General features: G+C 37.6%; 13 protein-coding genes. 8 read left to right on the top strand and 5 right to left on the bottom strand.

Annotated features, from left to right (window positions below; translation table 11 throughout):
- Positions 1 to 94: 94 nt before the first annotated feature.
- From AsAng_RS09195 to AsAng_RS09165, 7 genes are all read left to right on the top strand, one after another.
- Positions 95 to 3,448 (top strand): AAA domain-containing protein, encoded by a 3,354-nt coding sequence (locus tag AsAng_RS09195; protein ID WP_264792480.1) that lies wholly within the window; start codon positions 95 to 97, stop codon positions 3,446 to 3,448.
- The gene (locus tag AsAng_RS09190; RefSeq protein ID WP_264792479.1) at positions 3,445 to 4,317 is read left to right on the top strand and encodes a hypothetical protein; all 873 of its coding nucleotides are present in this window, start codon (positions 3,445 to 3,447) and stop codon (positions 4,315 to 4,317) included. Before AsAng_RS09195 ends, AsAng_RS09190 begins: the two co-directional genes overlap by 4 nt.
- A 152-nt stretch (positions 4,318 to 4,469) precedes the next feature.
- The gene (locus AsAng_RS09185; protein WP_264792478.1) at positions 4,470 to 6,050 is read left to right on the top strand and encodes an FAD-binding protein; all 1,581 of its coding nucleotides are present in this window, start codon (positions 4,470 to 4,472) and stop codon (positions 6,048 to 6,050) included.
- 548 nt (positions 6,051 to 6,598) lie between these two features.
- On the top strand, positions 6,599 to 7,405 hold the full coding sequence (locus AsAng_RS09180; protein ID WP_264792477.1) for a caspase family protein: 807 nt from the start codon (positions 6,599 to 6,601) through the stop codon (positions 7,403 to 7,405).
- 91 nt (positions 7,406 to 7,496) lie between these two features.
- The gene (locus AsAng_RS09175; RefSeq protein WP_264792476.1) at positions 7,497 to 8,282 is read left to right on the top strand and encodes a hypothetical protein; all 786 of its coding nucleotides are present in this window, start codon (positions 7,497 to 7,499) and stop codon (positions 8,280 to 8,282) included.
- A gap of 465 nt (positions 8,283 to 8,747) precedes the next feature.
- Entirely contained in the window at positions 8,748 to 10,166 is a 1,419-nt protein-coding gene (locus AsAng_RS09170) for a Dyp-type peroxidase (protein ID WP_264792475.1), read from the top strand.
- 90 nt (positions 10,167 to 10,256) lie between these two features.
- Positions 10,257 to 10,895, top strand: coding sequence for a hypothetical protein (locus AsAng_RS09165; RefSeq protein WP_264792474.1), 639 nt, complete (start codon positions 10,257 to 10,259; stop codon positions 10,893 to 10,895).
- A 47-nt stretch (positions 10,896 to 10,942) separates the two neighbouring features.
- On the opposite strand, the gene AsAng_RS09160 is transcribed toward AsAng_RS09165, so the two are convergent.
- The 5 genes from AsAng_RS09160 to AsAng_RS09140 form a co-directional block, all read right to left on the bottom strand.
- On the bottom strand, positions 10,943 to 11,938 hold the full coding sequence (locus AsAng_RS09160; RefSeq protein ID WP_264792473.1) for an NAD-dependent epimerase/dehydratase family protein: 996 nt from the start codon (positions 11,936 to 11,938) through the stop codon (positions 10,943 to 10,945).
- 1 nt (position 11,939) lies between these two features.
- A complete protein-coding gene (locus tag AsAng_RS09155) occupies positions 11,940 to 15,518 on the bottom strand; it encodes a S8 family serine peptidase (protein ID WP_264792472.1) in 3,579 nt (1,192 codons plus the stop codon).
- A gap of 481 nt (positions 15,519 to 15,999) precedes the next feature.
- Complete coding sequence (locus AsAng_RS09150; RefSeq protein ID WP_264792471.1) at positions 16,000 to 16,926, bottom strand: lysophospholipid acyltransferase family protein; 927 nt, start codon at positions 16,924 to 16,926, stop codon at positions 16,000 to 16,002.
- Positions 16,927 to 17,062: 136 nt separating this feature from the next.
- Entirely contained in the window at positions 17,063 to 18,202 is a 1,140-nt protein-coding gene (tcmP, locus tag AsAng_RS09145) for a three-Cys-motif partner protein TcmP (protein WP_264792470.1), read from the bottom strand.
- Positions 18,203 to 18,387: 185 nt separating this feature from the next.
- Complete coding sequence (locus AsAng_RS09140; protein WP_264792469.1) at positions 18,388 to 19,965, bottom strand: tail fiber domain-containing protein; 1,578 nt, start codon at positions 19,963 to 19,965, stop codon at positions 18,388 to 18,390.
- 239 nt (positions 19,966 to 20,204) lie between these two features.
- Between AsAng_RS09140 and AsAng_RS09135 the strand changes: the two genes are divergently transcribed.
- Positions 20,205 to 21,341 carry an ABC transporter substrate-binding protein gene (locus tag AsAng_RS09135; RefSeq protein WP_264792468.1) on the top strand — a complete coding sequence of 379 codons (1,137 nt, stop codon included), beginning with the start codon at positions 20,205 to 20,207 and terminating at the stop codon, positions 21,339 to 21,341.

Genomic DNA, 21,341 nt, shown 5'->3' with positions numbered 1-21,341 from the left:
GTATTCAGTCTTAAAACTTATAGATTAGTGGTTTTGTTGTATATTTATTTTCAAAATAGTAGTATTATTTTACAAAAAAAAGTGCTAAAACCCTATGAAACAGATCAATCAATATGTTGTCCTTCAGGAATTGAAGCAATTTAATGACCAAATCAAGGTTTGGTTGTCTCAAGATAGTGGAGGAGCAACTTATGAGCTGTTAACGATCGCAAAACAAGATAATAATTCAAGGCGTATAGAGCGGGTTTTGAACAGGGAAATAAAGCCTTGGGTGCACCAAACTATAGAAGGAATCCAGCCAATAAAAGAGGTTGGAGAAGATGAAAACAACAACTGTTATTTTATTGCTTATTTGCATTTGGAGGATTACCGTGGAATCATGAATGCACGAGAAGAGGCAAGTGTACAAAGTATCTTGGATATAGTCAAGGGATTGAGTAAGCTAAAGATGAACAATTTTGAAGCTTATGCCATCAGCCCACAATTTGTACGAGTCAACTTTAAGGGAAGAGGAATGTTGTGTTGGATGGGAGTGTTTGAATTATTGGCGCATTATGACTTGTTAGAAAGACCTTGTTTGGCGGCAAATGTAATCGATTGGATGGATAATAAAGCGGATGCCCTGCGTCCTAATTTTCAAGATGACATTTATTCGCTACTAAAATCTTTTAAATCAGTCTTGAAACAGCATGAAAGGCATACGGCTGTTGTGCAATTATTATCAAAAGGACTAGAAGTAGAGCGAATAAAGCGTTTTTCCAATTATCATCAGGTTATTCAGTTATTAGAAGAATTGCCAATCAAAACGCCACAAGACGAAGACCGCAGAGCAATTAGAGTGGTCGTCAATAAAAAAAAGATAGATGCTGCTACGCTTCGTTTGTTGCTCAAAGATATGAGTAATGGGGTCTATATGGATATGGCAACTCGACGTTCTACCAAAGGGACAATTGAAGGCAATTTTAGTACTTCTGATTGGAATGGTAAATTTGTACTCAACAATGATCGATCTCTTTTTATTCCTCATTGCAATAATCAGGCAAATGATAAAGTGTTGAAGGCTGTTACAGCATTTCGGTTAGATGCCTCTTTTACCGAATACGCTACTAATTATGATTGTCGTCCTTTTTTTACAGAGAAATTTGAGCAAAAATGCGAATTGGCTGCGCTACATAGAAAGCAACGCAACCTGTTGACGACTTGGAAAGTGCTGCCCCAAAATGAGCAGGCTGTTATTGAAGCGGATGCCTTTAAGGTAAATTATACCAGACGAGAAGAAACCAAGAAAGGTGATTTTAAATTTTACTTGGCTAAGGATAGCGAGGTGGATTGGACGCTTGTTCGGAAAGTAAAAAATGAGCAGGTTGTTTTATGGATTGGTCAACAAGCAGTGGGGAGTATTGGGAACTATGAAGCCCTAGAATTTATTTTGACAATAACAGCTCCATTTTGTTTGCTCGATGAAGTCCCCAAAACGGGAACCTTAATGCAGGATGTTCGGCAAGAAACCAGTCAATTTAGAAAGCAGGTTGATGCTTGCGAAAAATTTCAGCAATCTGACGTTGCTAACCCCGCCTTGTGTAGTATTTTGGCAACTCCAGAAACGGTCGTTTTGCCCAACAACAAGCGTTTGTTTCAAGACGACTATGATCGTTTCAATGCAACACTATTTAATGAGCAGCTAGCCAATGATACCACCCAATCTGAAGCTGTTTTAGAAGGATTGAACCAAAAGCCCATCTATTTGATACAAGGACCACCAGGTACAGGAAAAACAACGGTTATTGTAGAGCTTATCCAACAAATAATTCAGCAAAAAAAGACAGCAAAAATCCTGTTAACTTCTCAATCTAATTTGGCGGTTGATAATGTCTTGGAACGGATAAAAAAAATTAACGAATCGGCTCAGCAGTCCTTACCCTTTATACGTTTGGCAAGTACACATGCTATCGAAAAAGAAAATGTGACTCCTGAGGTGCTTCCCCATACTTTTGAACGAAAACTAGACGAATGGACAAAGGGAGTAAGTAAGCGATCGGAAAGGCACTTGGAAACCTTATTTCCTAAGGAATACAAACAAAAAGAACTCATACAGTTGTACCATGATTATGCTTCGCTAAAGGGGAAAGCAGGGTGGAAAACTTTTGTGCAAAAATTAAAATTAAGAAGCACTTACCTAAAACGCCTTTTTGAAAACTGCGACACTTTGCCAGCGGCAGAGTTGGTTTTTCAGGAAGTGTTGGGGCAAAAATTTTTGGAGCTAAAGCAAATTCAAAGAGATTGGGTGGCATTTTTGAATGGCGTTAATATAGACATAGGGAGCCACAAAAAACAGGCAATGTTAAGAGATGGTAGTACAGAAGTTGATTTTTTAACTGCTATGATGCGAGACATTAATATCATAGGAGCTACTTGTATTCACATTGCTAGTGGTAAATATAGCCGAATTAACTTTCAGTTTGATTATGTGATTATGGATGAAAGCAGTAAGGCTTCGCCTCCTGAGACCTTAGTGCCCATCAACATGGGACGAAACATCATTTTAATTGGGGATCACAAACAGTTGCCTCCTGTTGTTACTAGGGATAAAAAGGTGCGAAAGAATGTGAAAGAAGAATTGGAAGATAATGGCTTAGATTTTAACAAAGAATTTGGGACTAGCTTATTTGAAACCTTAATTGAAGCGTTTCAGAAAGACGATAAAAAAAGTCCTTTCACCAAAATGTTAAATATCCAATATAGAATGCCTAGGCAAATTGGGAGTTTGATTTCTAGATTTTTTTACGAGGGGAAATTGCAAAATCCTAGTTTTGATATTCCAATGGATAAAGAGCACGGTTTGAAGTTTAAAAAAGAAACCTCTATTGTTTTTATAAGTACCTCTAATCGAGAAAATCCGAGCGATAATGGGAATTTGGTGGATCGAAAGAACAACTGTAATGCCAAGGTAATTGAGGAAACTTTGGAAAAATTAAATGCACTTTATGCTGGAAATTTAGAGCGAAAACAACCCCTTACAATTGGCGTTATTGCTGGTTATCGGGGGCAGGTTGCTTTATTGAAAAAAATTGATTTAGCTAAGTACAACAACTTTGTCGTAAAACCAACAGGTGCTGATGCTGGGAAAAAAGACAAATATTTAATTGAAATTAATACAGTAGATCAATTTCAAGGAACGGAACGAGATATTATTATTTACGATGTTGTGCGCAGTAGCCCTAACCCTAGAGATGTGATTGGCTTTTTAGATGACTATCGACGAATAAATGTTGCTTTTTCTCGTGTTAAACGGCTATTGTTAGTGATCGGGGATCGAGACTATTTGCTCGACCGAGCTATTTTGCATCCCAAGAGTAATTTTTCTGAATTTAAGCTCCAACAAATTGTAGCGGAGTTAGATCAAGAGGGCTTAGTTTATAATAACTTAGATGAAATTTTAGATCAATGAATAAAACGAATCATTTAATAAAAGGGAAACGATTTGAAAAACTGTGGGAAACTTACAAAGACAAATACACAACAGACGGCTATGCTTTGATAGAAATCAAGGATATTTATTTGCCGTTTTGGAAATGTAAGCAGGCTATTGTTGTTGAAAAAGAGGTTGAATTGGATCGTTTTAGCCGAATTATTCTTGAGTTGATTACAAAGGGGATCGATACGCACCATGAAATTTGCGCTTTTTTGGGACTTGAACCCAATAGTTTTGCTACCATGCAATTTCATTTCTTGTTAAAAAATAACCTTATTAGGGAAACGATAGAAGCGATTTATGAATTGACAGATATTGGAGTCGCTTTCTTGGCTAAGGAAATGAACGTCAAAAATATGGAAACGATAGATTTTGACTATTTTTTGATGGATAAAATGGGAAAGAGGAATGAGCCGTTTACTTTTTTTGATGCACAAAAACCAATAGACCATTTAGAATGGTCAGCCGAGAAAGTGAAAACTTTTTCGGGCTACCATATAAGACCAACGAATCGACTTATACAAGACAAAAGATCCTTGATGCTTCCCACTGAAAAGGCCTTGGAGCCTACTTTTTTACAAATCAGTCAAGAGCGGAATGCCTTTGCTGCGTTCTTTAATCAGCAAGTTAAGCAGCAGTATTTTTATGATTTTGCCAACTCAACACTAAAAAAATATAGGCAAAGTATTGCTTTTATAGCATTGGTGTACGAGAAGGAGGACAACCCTAGAGAGATACGCTTGGATATTAGACAGTCTAAGCGTTCTGTTCTTAATTTTAAAACGCATGAGTTGGAAAAAGAACTGTCTCAAAGAGTTAGTCGTATTTGGCATCAATTACCATGATTGTTAATGGAGGCTTTTAAGAGTAGGGATATTGCTTTAAGGGATATTATATTTTTATTAATTGCATATTAATATTTTATATTTTAATGAAAAAATATTAATTATGTAACACCTCAATACTAAGGTGAGTTATTAATAAAAAATGATACCAGATGAAAAAAACATTAATAGATGAAGTCCCTTTGATAGATGTAGAAGAAAATCAAACCAAGAAAAATTGGCATAGAACGAGAAATCAGTGGGGAGCCATTGATAAGCTTTTTAAGCCACACAATAAATATGAAGATAGTACTACGCCTGAAAAGGGGTTTGAACCTGGTTTAGCGGGCTTGCAAGAGATTGTACAAAGAGCCGTTGCCGATAACAAGGTCATTCGTGCTTATGGATCTCGTTGGTCGCTCAATAACATTGCATTCACCAATCATTATCTCATTGATAGTTCTGCGCTTGATTATTGTTTAGTTGGCTTGAGCGATCCTAGTCATGTTAATCCTGAATTTGAAGCAAAGCGCAACCGTTTTGCTTTTGTCCAGTGTGGTGTAATGGTAAAGGATCTTAATCAGAAATTGCAAGAACAGCAGTTGGCGTTGCCAACTTCGGGAGCCAGCGATGGACAAACTTTTGTGGGGGCTGCCTCAACAGGAACACATGGAGCTGCCCATTCAGTGGGGTCTATGCAAGATTATGTTAGAGGTATTCATTTAGTGACGCTAGCAGATGAATGCGTATTTGTGCAGCGTGAATCAGAACCTGTAATAACGGAAGCGTTTTGTGCTTGGCTGGGGGACACGAAACTGGTTCAAGACGATGATTTATTTAATGCTGCCTTGGTTAGTTTTGGTAGTTATGGGGTAGTGCATGGATTATTGATAGAAACAGAGCCCTTGTATCTACTAGAGCGTTTTATCAAAAACTGTGACTTCGACGAAGTTAAAAATGCAATTTGCACATTGGACATGACTGGGTTAGGACTTCCAAAAGGAGATGAGTTGCCTTTTCATTTTGAGGTCGCTGTAAATCCGTATTTCTTGGAGGCGGGAAAAAAAGGGGCTTTTGTTCGGGTATTGTACAAGAGTGAATATACCCCAGAAAGAGCAGCATTGAGAAAAAATACAGCGGTTAACTTAGAAAATGATTTGATAGATGGCATCGGAAGATGGTTTGATCCTGTAAAATGGTTAATTCCAAAAGGTTTACAAATTGCATTAGAATTATCATTCCCTGTTTCACCTCCTGGAGAGCTTGAAGTAGGGTTCCCTGGGGATCAATTTGGTAATGCTTCTTCGAGCGATCCTACGTCTCCTTCTCCTTTGCCTGGTACAAGTATTGAAATAGGCGTTCCATTTGAACGAATAGAGGACGCAATGAACCTGATTTTTAGCGTAACAGAAAAACATGTATTTGGTGCGCCACTTGCCTTTCGCTATGTAAAAAATTCATCGGCAACCTTGGCATTTACTAAGTATGCTCCAATTACAGTGACCTTGGAAATGCCTGGCTTAGATGATAACCTAGCAGATGAAGGGCATCAAGCTATATTTGAAGCCTTAGCAGCCAGTGACATTCCACATACCTATCATTGGGGGCAGAGAATGCCTGCTAATACTGAGTGGGTTGCTACCAGTTATGGTGAAGAGGTTGTAGAAGGATGGAAGCAGCAGCGTTCAGAACTCTTGGGGGAGCAAGGTTGCGAACTATTTTCGAATGAATTAATGAAAAAAATTGGACTATAAAGGTTAAGATAGGTACTAAAATTTGTGTTCTTATTGATGGACTTTATGCTCCATGTTTTAGCAGTCTACTAAGCGATAGTAGGCTGCTAATTTTTTTGCTTGCCTCCCTTCTTCTTTTATTCCAATAATACGGGCTTTCTAATTTAAAGAATAAAAGAGCCTTAGAAATGGGATTCTACAAATTTTAAAAAGTTGGTTTTCTTCTCTATTTAGAAGGATTTATATTTGAATTATAATCAAGGAATAGATAGCAAACCAAGCAATTAAATAAGGCTGTTTTTTTAGCCAAACTCCTTCTTTTTGCGGTGTAAATTTAAAAACTGTGCCTAGCACAAGAGGGAATGCTATGCTATTTCGGAAGGAAACCAATTAACATTACTCCGCTAGGAAATCGTATCAACTTGATAATCAGCGAAATAAATTTAAATTGATCAGTGATGTTAAAAGGCTGATTATCAAATTGATACAAGATGCTTTTTTATGTTTTTTGTTAAAAAACTAAAAAATCAGTGGAGTATTAAATTAAAAAACAATTTAAAAAAAACAAGATGAAAGGAATGTCATTGCATGTGGGGTTAAACTATGTTGACCCTACACATTATCAAGGTTGGGATGGTAAATTAAATGCCTGTGAAAAAGACGCTAGAGATATGGAATTTATTGCGGCCTCAAAAGGTTTTGTTACCTCAACTTTGTTACGAGAACAAGCCAGTCGAGATCGAGTGAAAAATGCTATAGAAGAAGCTGCCAAAACATTGGAGGCAGGGGATATTTTTTATCTTTCTTATTCTGGTCATGGGGGGCAATTGCCCGATCAAAATGGGGATGAGCCAGACGGACAGGATGAAACCTGGTGTTTGTTTGATGGGCAACTAGTGGATGATGAATTGAAGGCGTTGTGGACAGAATTTAAAGAAGGGGTTCGGATTTTTGTAACTTCTGATAGCTGCCACAGTGGATCGATTATTAGGCTTCACGCTACTCCAAATGAGAAATATACAGATGCACCTGCTAGAATAATGCCCAGCGAAAATGCGCTAACGACTTATATGGCCAACAGAAGCTTTTACGATCCTATTTTGGCAAATATTAAGGCCGTAGATGAGTCTTTAATCAAAGCCACTGTTCTATTAATTTCAGGTTGCCAAGATAACCAGTCTTCTTATGAGGGGAGTTTTAACGGATGGTTTACCAGAGCATTAAAAATAGTGTGGAATGGCGGCAAATTTAGAGGCGATTATCAGCAATTTAGAGCTCGAATTGTTGATCGTTTACCCGATTATCAGTCGCCTAATTTTATGATCTTAGGCAAAGCCAACCCTGATTTTAGGCGACAAACTCCCTTTACGATTTAGTTGCGAAGCAGTTGTTTCTACGCTTTATGATCCCCTTAATACACTACTAAATCTTGCCCTTTTTTATCTCAAAAATTAACAACAAAAAACAATGAAAGTCAATAAAAAATATACTGGAGAATTAAGTCGAAAATTTGGCTATTTAGCTACTTGGTTGCCTGAAACCCCTTTGGCGCTAGGAGATATTGGTATTCTCAAAAAAAATCAATTTACTAGAATTTCAAACCTTGCAGATTTGGGGATTGATTTTGAAGTAATAAAAGACAATTCTAAATCGGACATAGAACACAGCTCGGAAGGAGCCGTATCTATCAGTACAAAGGCATCTGGATCTATGGCACCAGCCAATAGTGTTTTGGGGGAATTGGATGCTGGAATGTTGGTTGAATTTTCTAAAACAGATGCCGTTTTGTTTAAGGCAAACGGAACCTTATCGCCAAGTATTAAAGATCAAATTGGGTTGGGGAAAAAAGTTTTGAAATTGTACCAAGAAGGAAAGTGGGATAAAGATTGGGCCGTAATTACCGAGTTGGTAACCGCAGAGAGTGCCACCATTTTAATTTCGGGGTCTAACAAGGGAAAAGTAGAATTGAAAGCCAAAGGAAATGCTGAAGCTGCTACCATTGATATTGCTAATGCCGAGCTAAATTTTGAAATTTCTTTTTCCAAAGATTTATCTACCAAAATTATTGCGCAAGAAAACTTAACGCCTTTGTTTAGAGCCTCTAAGGTCAAGAGCCGTTTTTTGATGCCTCCTGTTTTTGGAATACGAGCGCTTTCAGCTATGGATTTGATGACTCCTGATAAGGCAAAAGAAGATGAGTCTCTGCTTTATTTTGATAAGGTTGATTACGATAATCAATGGGAGGATGAATAAGGACTGTTGAAGGGTTCAGTTGAACTTTTTAAATATTACACCTGTGTACAGGACAACCCAGCTTGCTGACTCACGAACAAAGCGAACTATAAGTATGAACGAAGTGAACGATGTAAGCTTGTAGCCAAAGCTACAAAGGCAAAGCCCGCTCATGAGGAACGAACTAAGCGTAGCGACCTCACGAACGAAGTGAGCTAATAGCTAAACAATTGGACTTAAATAAAGTAAGGGATTAATGGAACTGTTTTTCAGATATTAGATCGTTGAACTTTTAGAGATTAGACCCTATTAGGCTGTTATAGGGTCTAATCTCTAAAAGCAAAGCGGTCTAGCATCTAAGATCGAAATATAGCTTTAGCTTAAACAGTACTTTATCAGCATCCTTTACCTCTTTTGTCCTGTACTCAGACCATTACACTCAAAATATTAAAAACACCGTCAATTTGACTTAAAAATAAAAAAATTATGGCAATTGATCTAAAAACACCGCATGGCGTACCCAATGAAGCAGAAGGCAGCGGAAATGGAAAGTATACCAAATTATTTGAAAATTTGCAGGGAAATATACTCAAAGGATTTGCTAGGAAGTATATGAGGCTATTGTTTTTGAATTTTGAAGGGGAGGAACAAGAGGTGAAACAATGGATAAAGGGCTTAAAACTCACCTCGACGATGGATCAACTTTATGCTTCAAAGTACCGAAAATTAAGCATTAAAAAGGGGGTGAAACCACATGATGGTGGTCTTGTTATGAATTTTTTCTTATCGGCTAAAGGCTACGAAGAATTGGGCTTTGACCCTAAAAAACTGGGCAGAAAGCAAGGCAATAAAATTTTTCAAGAAGGAATGAATTCTAAGCGATCTTTGAAATGGTTGGGCGATTCTCCTACCAAATTTGAAAAGGGCTATAAGGAAGAGATTCACGCACTCTTATTACTGGCAGATGATGACGAACAGGAATTGATTAAAAAAACAGAGGGCATCAAATCTTTTTTGGAAGGCAATGGCATTGCTATGGTTTTTGTTGAAGAAAAGGGAGCGGCACTGGACAATCAAAAAGAGCATTTTGGTTACAAGGATGGAATATCCAACCCTCGATTTATTAGCCAAGATATTGAAAAAGAAATTGTAGAACGAACGGGGGCAGATCAATGGAATCCTATTCTTCCCTTAAAAAAAATCTTAATCAAAGACCCTTTTACGGATCGAAATGACGATAACTATGGGAGCTTTTTGGTTTATCGCAAGTTGGAGCAAGATGTAGAAGGCTTTGACAATAAAATTGCGGAATTAGCTAAAGAGCTAGTATTAACAAAGGCTCAAAAAATGAAGGGCGTAACGGCAGAAGAATATGCAGGAGCCTTGGCGGTAGGACGGTTTAAAGATGGAACACCTTTGGCATTGAGTGATACCTATGAAAATAAAATGCCCAATGGAGATGTGCCAAGTCCCAATAATTTTACCTATGAAAATACAGATCGGAAAGGTCGAAAATGCCCTTTTCATGCCCATATTCGCAAAACCAACCCAAGGGGGCAAGGATTGATCCCTAAGCGATTTATCACCAGAAGAGCAATTCCTTATGGAAAGCCGAATGACTCTAACAAAAAGGGCTTGCTTTTTATGTGTTTCCAGAGCAATTTGCGTGCGCAATTTGTGTTTTTGCAAAAAGCTTGGGCTAATAATCCTGCCTTTCCTAGACCTAAAACAGGTATTGATCCTGTTATTGGCGCTGGCAAAAAAGTAGAGCAGCAATGGCCCAAAACCTATAATAGTAAAGATAAGGTAGATTTTTATTTTGGTGACTTTGTAACCATGAGAGGTGGGGAGTATTTTTTTGCACCTAGCATTGGTTTTCTTAATAAGATTGATACCATTAAATAGATCGTTGCGCTGTTAATCGAAAGCTACCTTGTGCTGCATAATAAGGAGGATAAGGTAGCTTTTTTATTCCTAATAATTAAAAATTAGACGATGACAGAAGAAGAATTAAAATTAGAAAAACTAAGGCAAGAGGTGAAGCAATTGAGCAAACCAGATTGGTTAAAACCAGCCTATTTAACAATTCTAGTCTCTGCCCTGACGATTGTCATTACTACTGCGGTAGGATTTTACCAGTATTTTGCTAAAGTAAATCAAGATAATGTGGATAAAATTGAAGCATTAGAGAAGGCTTTGACAAAAAATGAAATTCAGCAATATAAAACTGAAAAGGCGACCTTGGCCTTTGAATTAGCTCAGTTGAAGATGGGGAGAGATAGTGCAAAAATAGAGAAGGAAATCATCAATCAAGAATTGATGGAAATAAAGCACGAAAAGGAATTGGCGGAAGCAAAGAAAAAAACATTAAGTCGGCAATTGGCGACGGTGAGACGAAGTTTTTCAAATTATAACTCTTTGGTAGAATCAACAATAGAAAAATATGAAAATTATTCTTCTGGCTATGCTAGGGGAATTATTAGCTCACCCAGTGGTCAACGGAAGATATTGGAAATTGTAGAGATGAAAAACCCTAAACAGCAGCAAGAAGCTATTGAAGAATTTGCGTATAAAGTAATGAGACAGACCTACCAAAAGTCTTCTACTAAAATCAAAGAAGAAATTAAAAATTAAATTAGACCCATTTGAAAATAGGTTTGTTTTCAAATGGGCCGTATTCATTAGGCAGTCGTTAATAAGTCTAACAAGTCTAATCGCTGTTCTTCGCTAATGCCATAAGTAGGAACTGGCCAATCTAGTGCTTGATAATAGGCTATCGTAGCAGCTACACTCGCTGTCCAATCACTCAACTTAAAAGAAAAATCGGTCACTAATTTTTGATTGGAAAAGGTAAAGTAATTTCCATCTACCCAAATTGGCATTTCTATCCACTCGCTTATCTTCTGTTCCTGCAAAAAAGTTGCTGGCGCATTGACCCTTTTGGGGGCTTTATCCAACAATGAGCAAGCGGTATCGACAATTTTTTGAATAGAAATTTGCGTTTGGCTAATGACATTGTATAGCTTGGAAGGTTTGGGGTGGCTTAGTGCTTCTAGAATTGCCTGAACCAAATCGTCAATATAAGTAACTGAAAAAAGGGAAGCTCCATTGTTGGGAAGGAGGAGGCAATCCTTTTTTTGAACTTGATAAAGCCAATAATAAAATCGATCGGTATAATCATAAGCACCATAGATAAGCCCAGGGCGCAGGCTGATATAATCTATTCCAGCAGCAGCCAAAAGTTGTTCACAAGCAACTTTCTTTTCGCCATAAGCGGCAGGAAGTTCTGAAGTTTCTTGTTCTTTGGTACAGGATAGAATAGGGTCATCTTCTAACGTAGGTTGGTCAGAGGGATATTGTTTATGATTGTATACCGAACAAGTAGATACAAAAATATATCGTTTTAGTTGTTTGAATGAAATCGTTTTTAAGATAGCAGCCAAAGAAGCAGGATAATAACAGGATATATCAATGATGTAATCCCAATCTTGTTGAGCGAGTTGTTGTACGTCTTGACTGTTTCTGTCTCCTACAATGCGTTCAAATTCTGGAAAAAGTTCAGAATTTGTCCTTCCTCTATTGAATAAGGTAATTTGGTGTTTCTTGCTTTTTTGCAGCTCATTTAATAAATTTCGCCCAACAAAATTAGCTCCACCTAAAATTAAAATCTTGGACATTTTATGATCTTTTTATAATTTTAAAAATATGCGTTTCACCATCGTCTGTTTTTATACAGACCATATACATTCCAGCAGGCTGGTTTATTGTTAGCGAAATAAGTTGTTGATTTTGATAGATTTGTTGGTGTATGTTTTTTCCTAGCGTATTAAAAGTTTGAACAGTTGCTTTGTTCGTGCTGTTCCCTAAATCAATGTTTAGTTGCCCATTATTGGGATTGGGAAATACATTAATTAATGTCTGTTTTTTTGTTGTCGTAGGATGATGGGTAATAACTTGCTGTGCGGAAATATTGATGTCATCAATGGCTAAATCGGAACGATAACCATTCCCCGTATAGCCTCTAATTACTATAATAATTTGTTGTCCTACAAAAGCAGATAAATCTACAAAAAGTGAATCCCATTGATCTCCCTGATTTCCGACAATGGGAGCGATAACGTCTTTGTGCAAATGCCCATCAGCAACAACATCTACATGCAAGGCACCGATACTTGATCCATAAGCATGATACCAAAAAGAAGCACTTGCCTGACTGCTATTGCTTAGGTCTATACAAGGGGAATGCAAAATAGCTTCTTTATTGATACAACCAGAGCCACTATTACCAGAGCCTTCTAAGTACAGATAATTTCCAGTAGAAGAACTGTGGTCGCCACTAGGTCCTGTACCTCCTGTAGCGGTTCCATTGGCATCGGTTCGCCAATCAATATCATCGTCTTGCAGATTAGACAGGTTGTACCAGCCTTGTGTTAAATTACAGGTGTCCATTTCACAGCCCCAAGCAGTACTACAAGTTATAAATGAATCAAAAGATTCCATTAGAGGCAGGGTGGCAGGACTATTATTATAAACAACTAAGCTATCGCTCAAACTATCATTCAGCAGATTTCCATCAGCAGGGTAATGTGTCCAAACGTCCAACGAGTGATGACCTAGCGATAGATTAATTGGGCTGCTAAAAGCAAGTTGAGCGGTGGCTCCTGTTGGCAAATAACTTGTAATGGTATCGAATATAGGTGCAGCTCCGTCCAAACTGTAAGCGATGGGAATATTATGAAGGGCATTTACACCCAAATTACGCACATTTACTTTGATGGTTAGTTGGTTAGAAAGGCAAGAAGGAAGTGCAGAACCACCAGGGGCAAGGATATGCGTTAAGGCAATGTCATTGGGCATGCAATTAAAGTTGGTTGGGCTGCGTTCTATAGCAATACTTCTTTGGCTGAGTGCGTTGTTTTTGACAGCAGCAATCGCCAAATAATCAGCTTCTAATAAAGATAGGTTGTTTAAAATGATTGAAGTAGCGGAGGTATAGGCAATAGAATCCATATACTGTGCTCCCAATTTATAAAGGATGTAACCATCTGCGTTGGGGATGCTATCCCAAGTGAGTAGGCTAGAATCGCCACAAGACCAAATAATGGCTAGATTCTGAGGAGATGCTAAAATATGGAAAGTGGTGTCACTAACGGCTGTCAAAGCTCCACGATCTACTCGAATTAATGCTTGGGATGAACAGCTATCTGGAACGGTCCAATCGTAAAACCTATTATTGGCTGCCAACCCTGTAACAATTGTTGACCAATTAACGCCATTGTCAATAGAATAAAATAAATCAAAGGTATTGGAGCTGTCTCCTTGGCTATCCCATCGGATGCGTTGGTTGGTATTGGGGGTAAAATGTTCCCCTCCCAAGGGATAAGTAACCCATAATTCATCAAAAATATACTCATAAACTACAAAATATTCTTGTGGCCCTTGTGGTACCATGCTTCCGTTTACTCGTAGTGTATAATTGCCTGTAATCGGATTGAACAAACTTACCTGTTCGACATTATTCAGTGAATCAACCGCTCGAACGGCTGGTAGTTCTAACAGGGCTGAGTCAGGGCTAGGATTTAGTACCCAAGGTTGCCATTGGACGGCATTGGGATCTTCTAGCTGCATGTCCAAATTATTGACTAAAGCACGACTTGTAATACCTGCAACGGCTTCATAATCGGTCCAATAAACCATTACTCTAACCTCTTTTACATTTGGAGGAACAGTGATAGAATGAGTATTCGTCGCTCCTTGTGTAATACTGTCTGTCAAAAAATGATTCTGGGCGATGGTATGATAAGCTTTTCTAGCGTTAATTTTCCCATATCCAGACTTAAAATCAGGACCAGGTTTAAGCATATCGTCGGCACTATTCATTAGAATGGCTTTGAGCAACCCTGATTTGGGCATTAAGCCAGAATGGTGACTTTTGTAGGCGTGCATCAATTGAGCAAAAACACCTGCAAGGTTGGGTGAAGCATGAGATGTCCCACCAGGACCCGTCGCACAAATATCGGGTAAAATTCGCCCATCCCAAGCAGGGCCTCGGCTACTAAATCCTGTTAAATTGCCATTGGTTCCCAAGGCACCCACTGCAAATATATTTTTTCCCGATTTGGTTAAGCCTGTAATATTTGCCCAGCCAGCGCCTGCTGTTCCATTGCCATATCCACAATCACTGCCGCCCATATTTCCAGCAGAATAAGTAATCATAAAAGAAGGATGGGTTCGGACTAAATTGTCATTGTTGGCTGCTCCAGAATTATAAGTACTTGTCGTTCCTGCGCCAATACAGCCCCATCCAAAAGAGTTGTTGATAATGTTGATTCCATTAGAAGCGGCATTGCTGAAGTTGATTCCCCCAGAATGTAAGTGGGCACCAAAGGCAGTACCTCGCAAATCAGGGTTGATGTTTCCTGCACTAGCCATGCGCCTTCCAACACCCGTTTTGTGCCCAGAAGCATTCCCTGATTCTAAGCTTCGATCCAATCGACCTTTAAAATTAGCTTGATGGGCAGAATCTATAATCCCACCTTCGTTGACGGCAATCTGAACTCCTGTTCCATCAAAAAATAGTCCTTGTGCGGGATTATTAGAAATGTAGTTGCTTTGGATTAAAGTTATTTCATTTTGGAACTCATTTTCTTGTGGAGGGTCGGGGAATTCAATATATTGAACCAAGGGATGTTTGGCAAATTCCATCAGGCTTTTCCAGTCGCTATTGACCTCAACCCAAGACCATTTTGAACTACTGTTTTCAACCTTTAAATCAGCTGCTTCACACAAAGAGGTATAATTAGAACCATTAGCACCTTTCCAAAACAAAATCCGAGTAGAAAGCAACTCTATATTGCCAGCATAAGAAGGGATGATTGCATTTTCTAACTGAGAAGACATTTTCCAAGTGCTTTTAAATTCAGAAATTCCTCGAATCTTGGCATTTTGAATGGCTGAGCTTGTAAGCCCTTTAGAAATGCTTGCTATCCACGCATAATTAGGAATATAGTGCAAAAGTTGAATTCCTTGTTGTTGTAGATTTCTTTTTTCTTCGGTATTGGGAATGTCGTCCAATTGGATTAAGACATACAATTGATTGTTGACCACAAATTGAGGATTGTTTTTTAATCGTTCCCATTCGGTTTGTACATCTTTAGAGAGCAAAATATTACCCTTAGAAAGTAGAATTGTATAATCCTTTTGGGCAGTTAAAAAGAGAAAACTATAGGTAAATAGCAGTGTTAAGAAGTATTTCATACTTGTTTTTTTGTGTGTTCTGTTCTATATTCCTCCGTTAATCAATCGAATACATGAGCAAAGCAAACCATAAGCGTTAGCGTACTAACTGCGCTAGTTTGTAGCTAAAGCTATGCAAAAAAATATCTCACGAGTGTAACGAGCTAATTAACGGAGTATTACTTTAATAATAGCTTGGTTTTTTCTGCCTTAAAGAGAAAAAAAGAGCTATTTTTTATTAAAAACTTATGAATTAGTAAGAATAAAAATCAAACTGTAAGGGGGGGGAGGCTTTCTAGCACACGATTAATGGATTGAAGGACAATCGATTTGCTTTTAAATAAAGCATCAAGGAGTTTTGAGTTGCTCTAAATATAACGAGTTTTATTCATTTTATGAAAAATAATACTTCGTTTGTTAACTTATGGAGCACCTGTTGGTGCATCGCAAGCTGTTATTGTATGTTTTTTTAGCAGAGTGTTGAAAAAAGATGGTCTAAATCTTAGTTTACTGTTGATTCATTTGATCTGCTATGTTTCCAACGTCGATGCGACCAAAGCCACAATTCGGGACGTTTAAGAATAAGCCCTTCTAGTTTTTGCATATACATGGCTGATAGTTCTTGAGGGCTATGGTCTTGCGGATGTTCTGTTATGACTGAAACGGCCATGGTGTAATAGCCTCTTTTTACCCGTTGTATATCAATGAACAATAAAGGAATGTTATAATTGTGAGCATAAGAGGCAGGACCACGCAAAACAGCAGTATCCTGATTTAAAAAGGGAAGCCAATGTGCACGTTTTGGATTGCTTGGAGACTGGTCGGCAATTAGCACAAAGGTTGCTTTTTTGTCTTTGTACGCCTTAAACGCTCTAGGAGCCTGTGGGCTAGCCCAGAAAAACGTATCATAACTTCCACGAGAAGCTTTGATGTATCGGTCAATGTATGGGTTTTTTATAGGGGAAAAGAGAACAACAACATCGGTGCTAACATGAAAAGAAGCACTCATGCCTCCCCATTCCCAATTGCCATAATGGCCGCCTACAATCAAGGCAGATTTTCCTTTGTCTATGATACTTTGGGGCAAGTCAGGAGTGAGATACTTTTGTCGTTTTAGTAAGGTTTCTTTAGATAAGGAAAAACCTTTGATGCCTTCTAGTAAAATATCAAAAAGGTGCTGGTAGAATTTCTTTTCTATTGTTTTTAGTTCTTTAGCTGTTTTTTGAGGAAACGCATTTTTGAGATTTTTGCGAACGACTTTTTTTCTATACCCAATAATTTTATATAACAATAAGTAGGTAAAATCAGAAAGTCGGTATAATAACCAAAAAGGCATTATACGAAACAACAAAACAAGCAAACGAAAGGCTATATAAACGAGAAAAGAAATAGCTAAAATTCTTTTGTTAGAAAAAATAGAATCACCCACCCAAAAAACAATAATTAAAGCATTTTTTCAAGTAGTAGTCGGCTATTTTTTTGTAAAAATCAAAAAATATTCAGCAGTTTAATGCATAACGATTGGTACAAATGGATTAATCATTAATGAGTTGTGTTAATTTTGCTTACTTATTAAAGGATACAAAAACTTTGTCGCCGAGATGGAGCGGATTGTTTAGACCAATGCGTGGACGACGTTTGCGAGTAACGGTAATCTTATTCTTTTTTTCTAGGTTGAGCAATGCATCAATATAATTTTTTTTAATCAATGATCGCCCCAAATGATGATTTTCATAAATATCTATTATTTGCAAGGTCTGAGATTGGTAGGTTTTTAGCAATTCTTGCTCCAATTCAAACATAGAACCAAAAAGCGTTGGGCTTGTTATTTTTTGTTGAGCTCCTTTGTTGGGGTTATAGGCTAAGTTGCCAATGCCATCTTCTATAATTTGGCTTTCTGAGCAGAAAATCTCTCTCATCAAGGTGTAAGCCTCTTGGTTTTGGGTTAGAAAATATAAAAAGTGACTTGCTTTATTTTTATGGTCATAAAATTTGAACTTTAAAGGATTGAGAAGCCCTTTGCCCATCGTACTTTTTAACTTCTTTTCGAATGCCTTGGTGATGAGTTCTTCTTTTTTTAAGGCAGAACATCGTTTTTTTAATACTTGTTGTAATTCAGTACTGGTTTTGGCTCCCAAAAGTCGAGCTAACTCTTCTTGTTTGTTTTTTTTATGGATAAAACTACTCATCTTTTTATAATCAAACAAGAGTAAACAATCACTTTTACTTTGGTGGACTAAGTTGTAAAGGAATTCAAAACTTAATCCTTTATAGGTACCCCAATTGGCTAAGACTAAAGTTGGTAATGTTTTTATCGAGGAGATAGCTGCCTGTAGTTTGTTGTCCACTTCCGAAAAATGAATGTGAGGCGAAAATCTTAATAACTCGATATGATGGATTGTCGTTAAGTGTTTGGTAATCGTTGCAATTTGCTGTTCGTCTCGGTCATTAATAATAGTGGACAGCATATTTCTCAATTGAGGCTGAGAGGTTGCCCAATCCAAAAGTTTAGTGATGATGGCATCATTATGTTCTTCTAATTCCCATCCAGCAGCGAGATCTACCACAGCAAATTTTTCTTCCAACTGCTCCGTTTTTATATTGGTAATTAACGAACTAGACCATTTGGAAAAGTATTTTAGAACAATATTAGAACGAACTTCCAATTCGTTTTTTGGGGTTGGATAGTATATTGATTTTGCCATACTAGTCATAATTTAAAAAGAACAAATATGTGCACAGTTTTGTTTCTAGTAAAACAAAAGTAATTATTTTTGTTGATAAACCAATACATTTGCTATTCAAAAAAAGAGATGCATTCACAAAAAGGGTAAATGCATCTAAAGATAAACAATGTCTTAAGGTTCTATTAAACAGACTGCAATAAAGCTTATTTTGTTTGGCTATGTTGGATTTGCTTCGTTATTGCTTCCAATTTTAGGATGCGTTGATTTTGATTATCAATAATACTTTGCTGTTCTTTTATAGCCTTTGTTAAAATTGGAATAATGCGGGTATAGTCCATAACAACAAAAGATTCATGGTTTTCTTTTGTTGCTTGTTGGTTGTTAATTTTTTGACAGGCATCAGTACTTAAGTTTTTTTTGCGTACAATCTCAGGCAAGATAGCTTGGACCTCTTGAGCAATGAACCCATATTCCATTTCTGTATTTAAGCCCATATTAGGATAGGTTTCTAAATCAAAATAGTAGGTGACAGGATTGAGTTGATGAACAATTGTCAGGGCTTTTTGTATGGGTTGGATATTTTTCTTTGCTTTTTCGTCAGAAGCAGCACCAAAAAAGCCCGTATACCCTAAATCGTTATAAAAAATGCCTCCCCAACCTACTGTACCACCTGTATTTTGCCTAGAACCACGAACGCCAACACCATCCCTTCCATTGGCTGCTCCTCGAACACCTATCGCTCTATGCGTTTGACTCGCATTAATAGCTAAGCCAAAAACGCCAGCTGTAATAAAAGCGGTACCACCATAATTGCTAATACCTTCTACCGCATTGTATGGATTGGTGGCTCCTTGATTATGCCCTGAAAGTGCAACACCATCGGCTCCAGCATTTTCATAGTCTGCCATAGCATTAGCCCCAACAGCAACTCCTCCATTGCTCATTTCTAGCATGCTTGCAGGGGTGTTGGTTCTTATGCCAATTCTATTGGTTCCAGCATCTATAAAAAACATATTGGCTTGCCCTGAGGTTTCTATTCTAAAGTCATTGGTGTTGATTCCCTGCTCATTAAAAATACTAGGACCATTTCCATGTAATCGAATGTTGTAGGCATTATTTTCATAAATATCAATAATTCCGTCATCAGAAGAATCATAAATTCTAACCAAAATATCTCCATTGTCAACAGCTCCATCTCTTAGGAATAGATCGTCTGAAAAATAGGAATCGCCTGTTACATTAAAGCGCCCTGCATTGGCGGTACTTCCTACGGTAGTACGCCCATTGTCCAAGACCGAAAACCTATTGCTACCGCCAGTAGCAATATGAAAATCTCCAGAACTGTTTAATTCGTGTATTAAATTATAAATGTCATGCGTAATTCTAGTGTCTTCTAGCAAAGAACCTCCAAGACGAATATTATCTGGATTAGTGGTCAGTCCATTTTCTGCAACAACATCTAATTCTAGTGTAAATGGAGGAGCCGTAATGGTGCTTATTAGACCGTTGCCAGCAGTTACTGTAGCAGGGAGTGCTTGTGTTCCCAGTACTCCATTGGCATCTACTGTTACCATTCGATCACCAATTGTACCAGGATTAGATAAAGCCGTAATACGAGCATTTCCAACAACATGGAGTTTTTCTGTTGGACTTGCTGTACCAATACCTACATTTTGGGAATAAGAGAGGGTAGAAAAGAATAAAAAGTTAAGCCCTATGAATAAATGTTTCTGTGTAAATTTAGAGCTTATAATAGTTGGTTTTTTGTCAGGACAAATCATATTTAATAAATTTAAACTATAAAAAATACAAAAAAGGAAATTAGGGGCTACATTTTATAAAGATGATTCTGGGGTTTATGTGATTGACAATCAGGTTTGAATAAATTAAAGTAATATCTGTGATAAACTCATAAGTTACAAAAAAAAATGTGAAATATCGAGTGATTTTAATGAAAGGAAGAATAGGAATAAAAAGCTTAACGTTTTTTGTATTTTTGTGCCACAAAAAATATCAACTTATGCCAATTTACTTTTTTGCTTTTTGCCTGTTTTTTTTAATAAGCTGTACCAATTCTACTCCTGAGTTGCCACCTGTGTCTGATAATCAGTTGGATAAAAAAGCAGTTTTGTTGAGCCATGCTACTAATTTTGAAATAGAAAAAGAGGGGAAGCATACAATTTTAACGATAAAGTCTGCTTGGAAAAACTCAAAAGAACAATTTCAATACCTGCTTTATCCCAAAAATGAGGCAGCGCCAACGACCCATCCTAATGCCTTAAAAATTCCAGTTCCTGTAGAGCGAATAATTTGCAGCAGTACGGTCGATATAGCTTATTTGGACTTTTTGGAAGCTGGTGATAAAATTGTTGCTGTGGCAAATGGGGGGTATATTTATAACCCATTGATTCGAAAAAAAATAGAGGACAAAACAATTGTAGAAATAGGAGGGACGAATACAATTGACTATGAAAAAGCACTGACAACAAATGCCGATATCGCTTTGGTCTATAGCATCGGAGATCAAGAAATGTACAAAAAGTTTAAAGAGATGGATATTCCCCCTGTAATGCTATCCGATTTTATGGAAACAACGCCTTTGGGACGAGCAGAATGGGCTTTGTTTGTCGCCTACCTTTTGGGCAAAGAAGAACTCGCTCAATCTAAATTTGAAAAGATTGCCCAGCAATATCAAACCCTCAAAGAAAAGGCAGCAGGATGCGCCAAACAACCAACTGTTTTGACAGGGGCTGTATACAAAGGAACTTGGTACGTTGCAGGAGGAAAGAGCCTAATGGCTACTTTTATTAAAGATGCTGGGGCAAAATACCTATGGGAACAAGACCAAACGGTTAGCGGAGTTCCATTAGATTTTGAAGCAGTTTATGCCAAAGCTTTGGAGGTTGATTATTGGATCAATATGTCTCATATATCGACTAAGGAAGCCTTAGGGAAAGCAGAACAAAAGTATCAAGATTTTAAGGCTTTTCAAGAAGGGAGGCTCTATAATTATTATAAACGAGCGAGCGATAATGGCGGCTCAGATATTTTTGAATCAGCGATTGTTCAACCCCATCGGGTTCTAAAAGACATGATCCATATTTTTCATGATGAAGTGGTATCTGCCGATAGCTTATTTTATTACAAACAGCTTTAA

It is taken from the genome of Aureispira anguillae, assembly GCF_026000115.1.
In the GTDB taxonomy this organism is placed as follows: domain Bacteria; phylum Bacteroidota; class Bacteroidia; order Chitinophagales; family Saprospiraceae; genus Aureispira; species Aureispira anguillae.
Note: the sequence above shows the minus strand (reverse complement) of the source record. Positions and strands in the feature narration are given on the sequence as shown.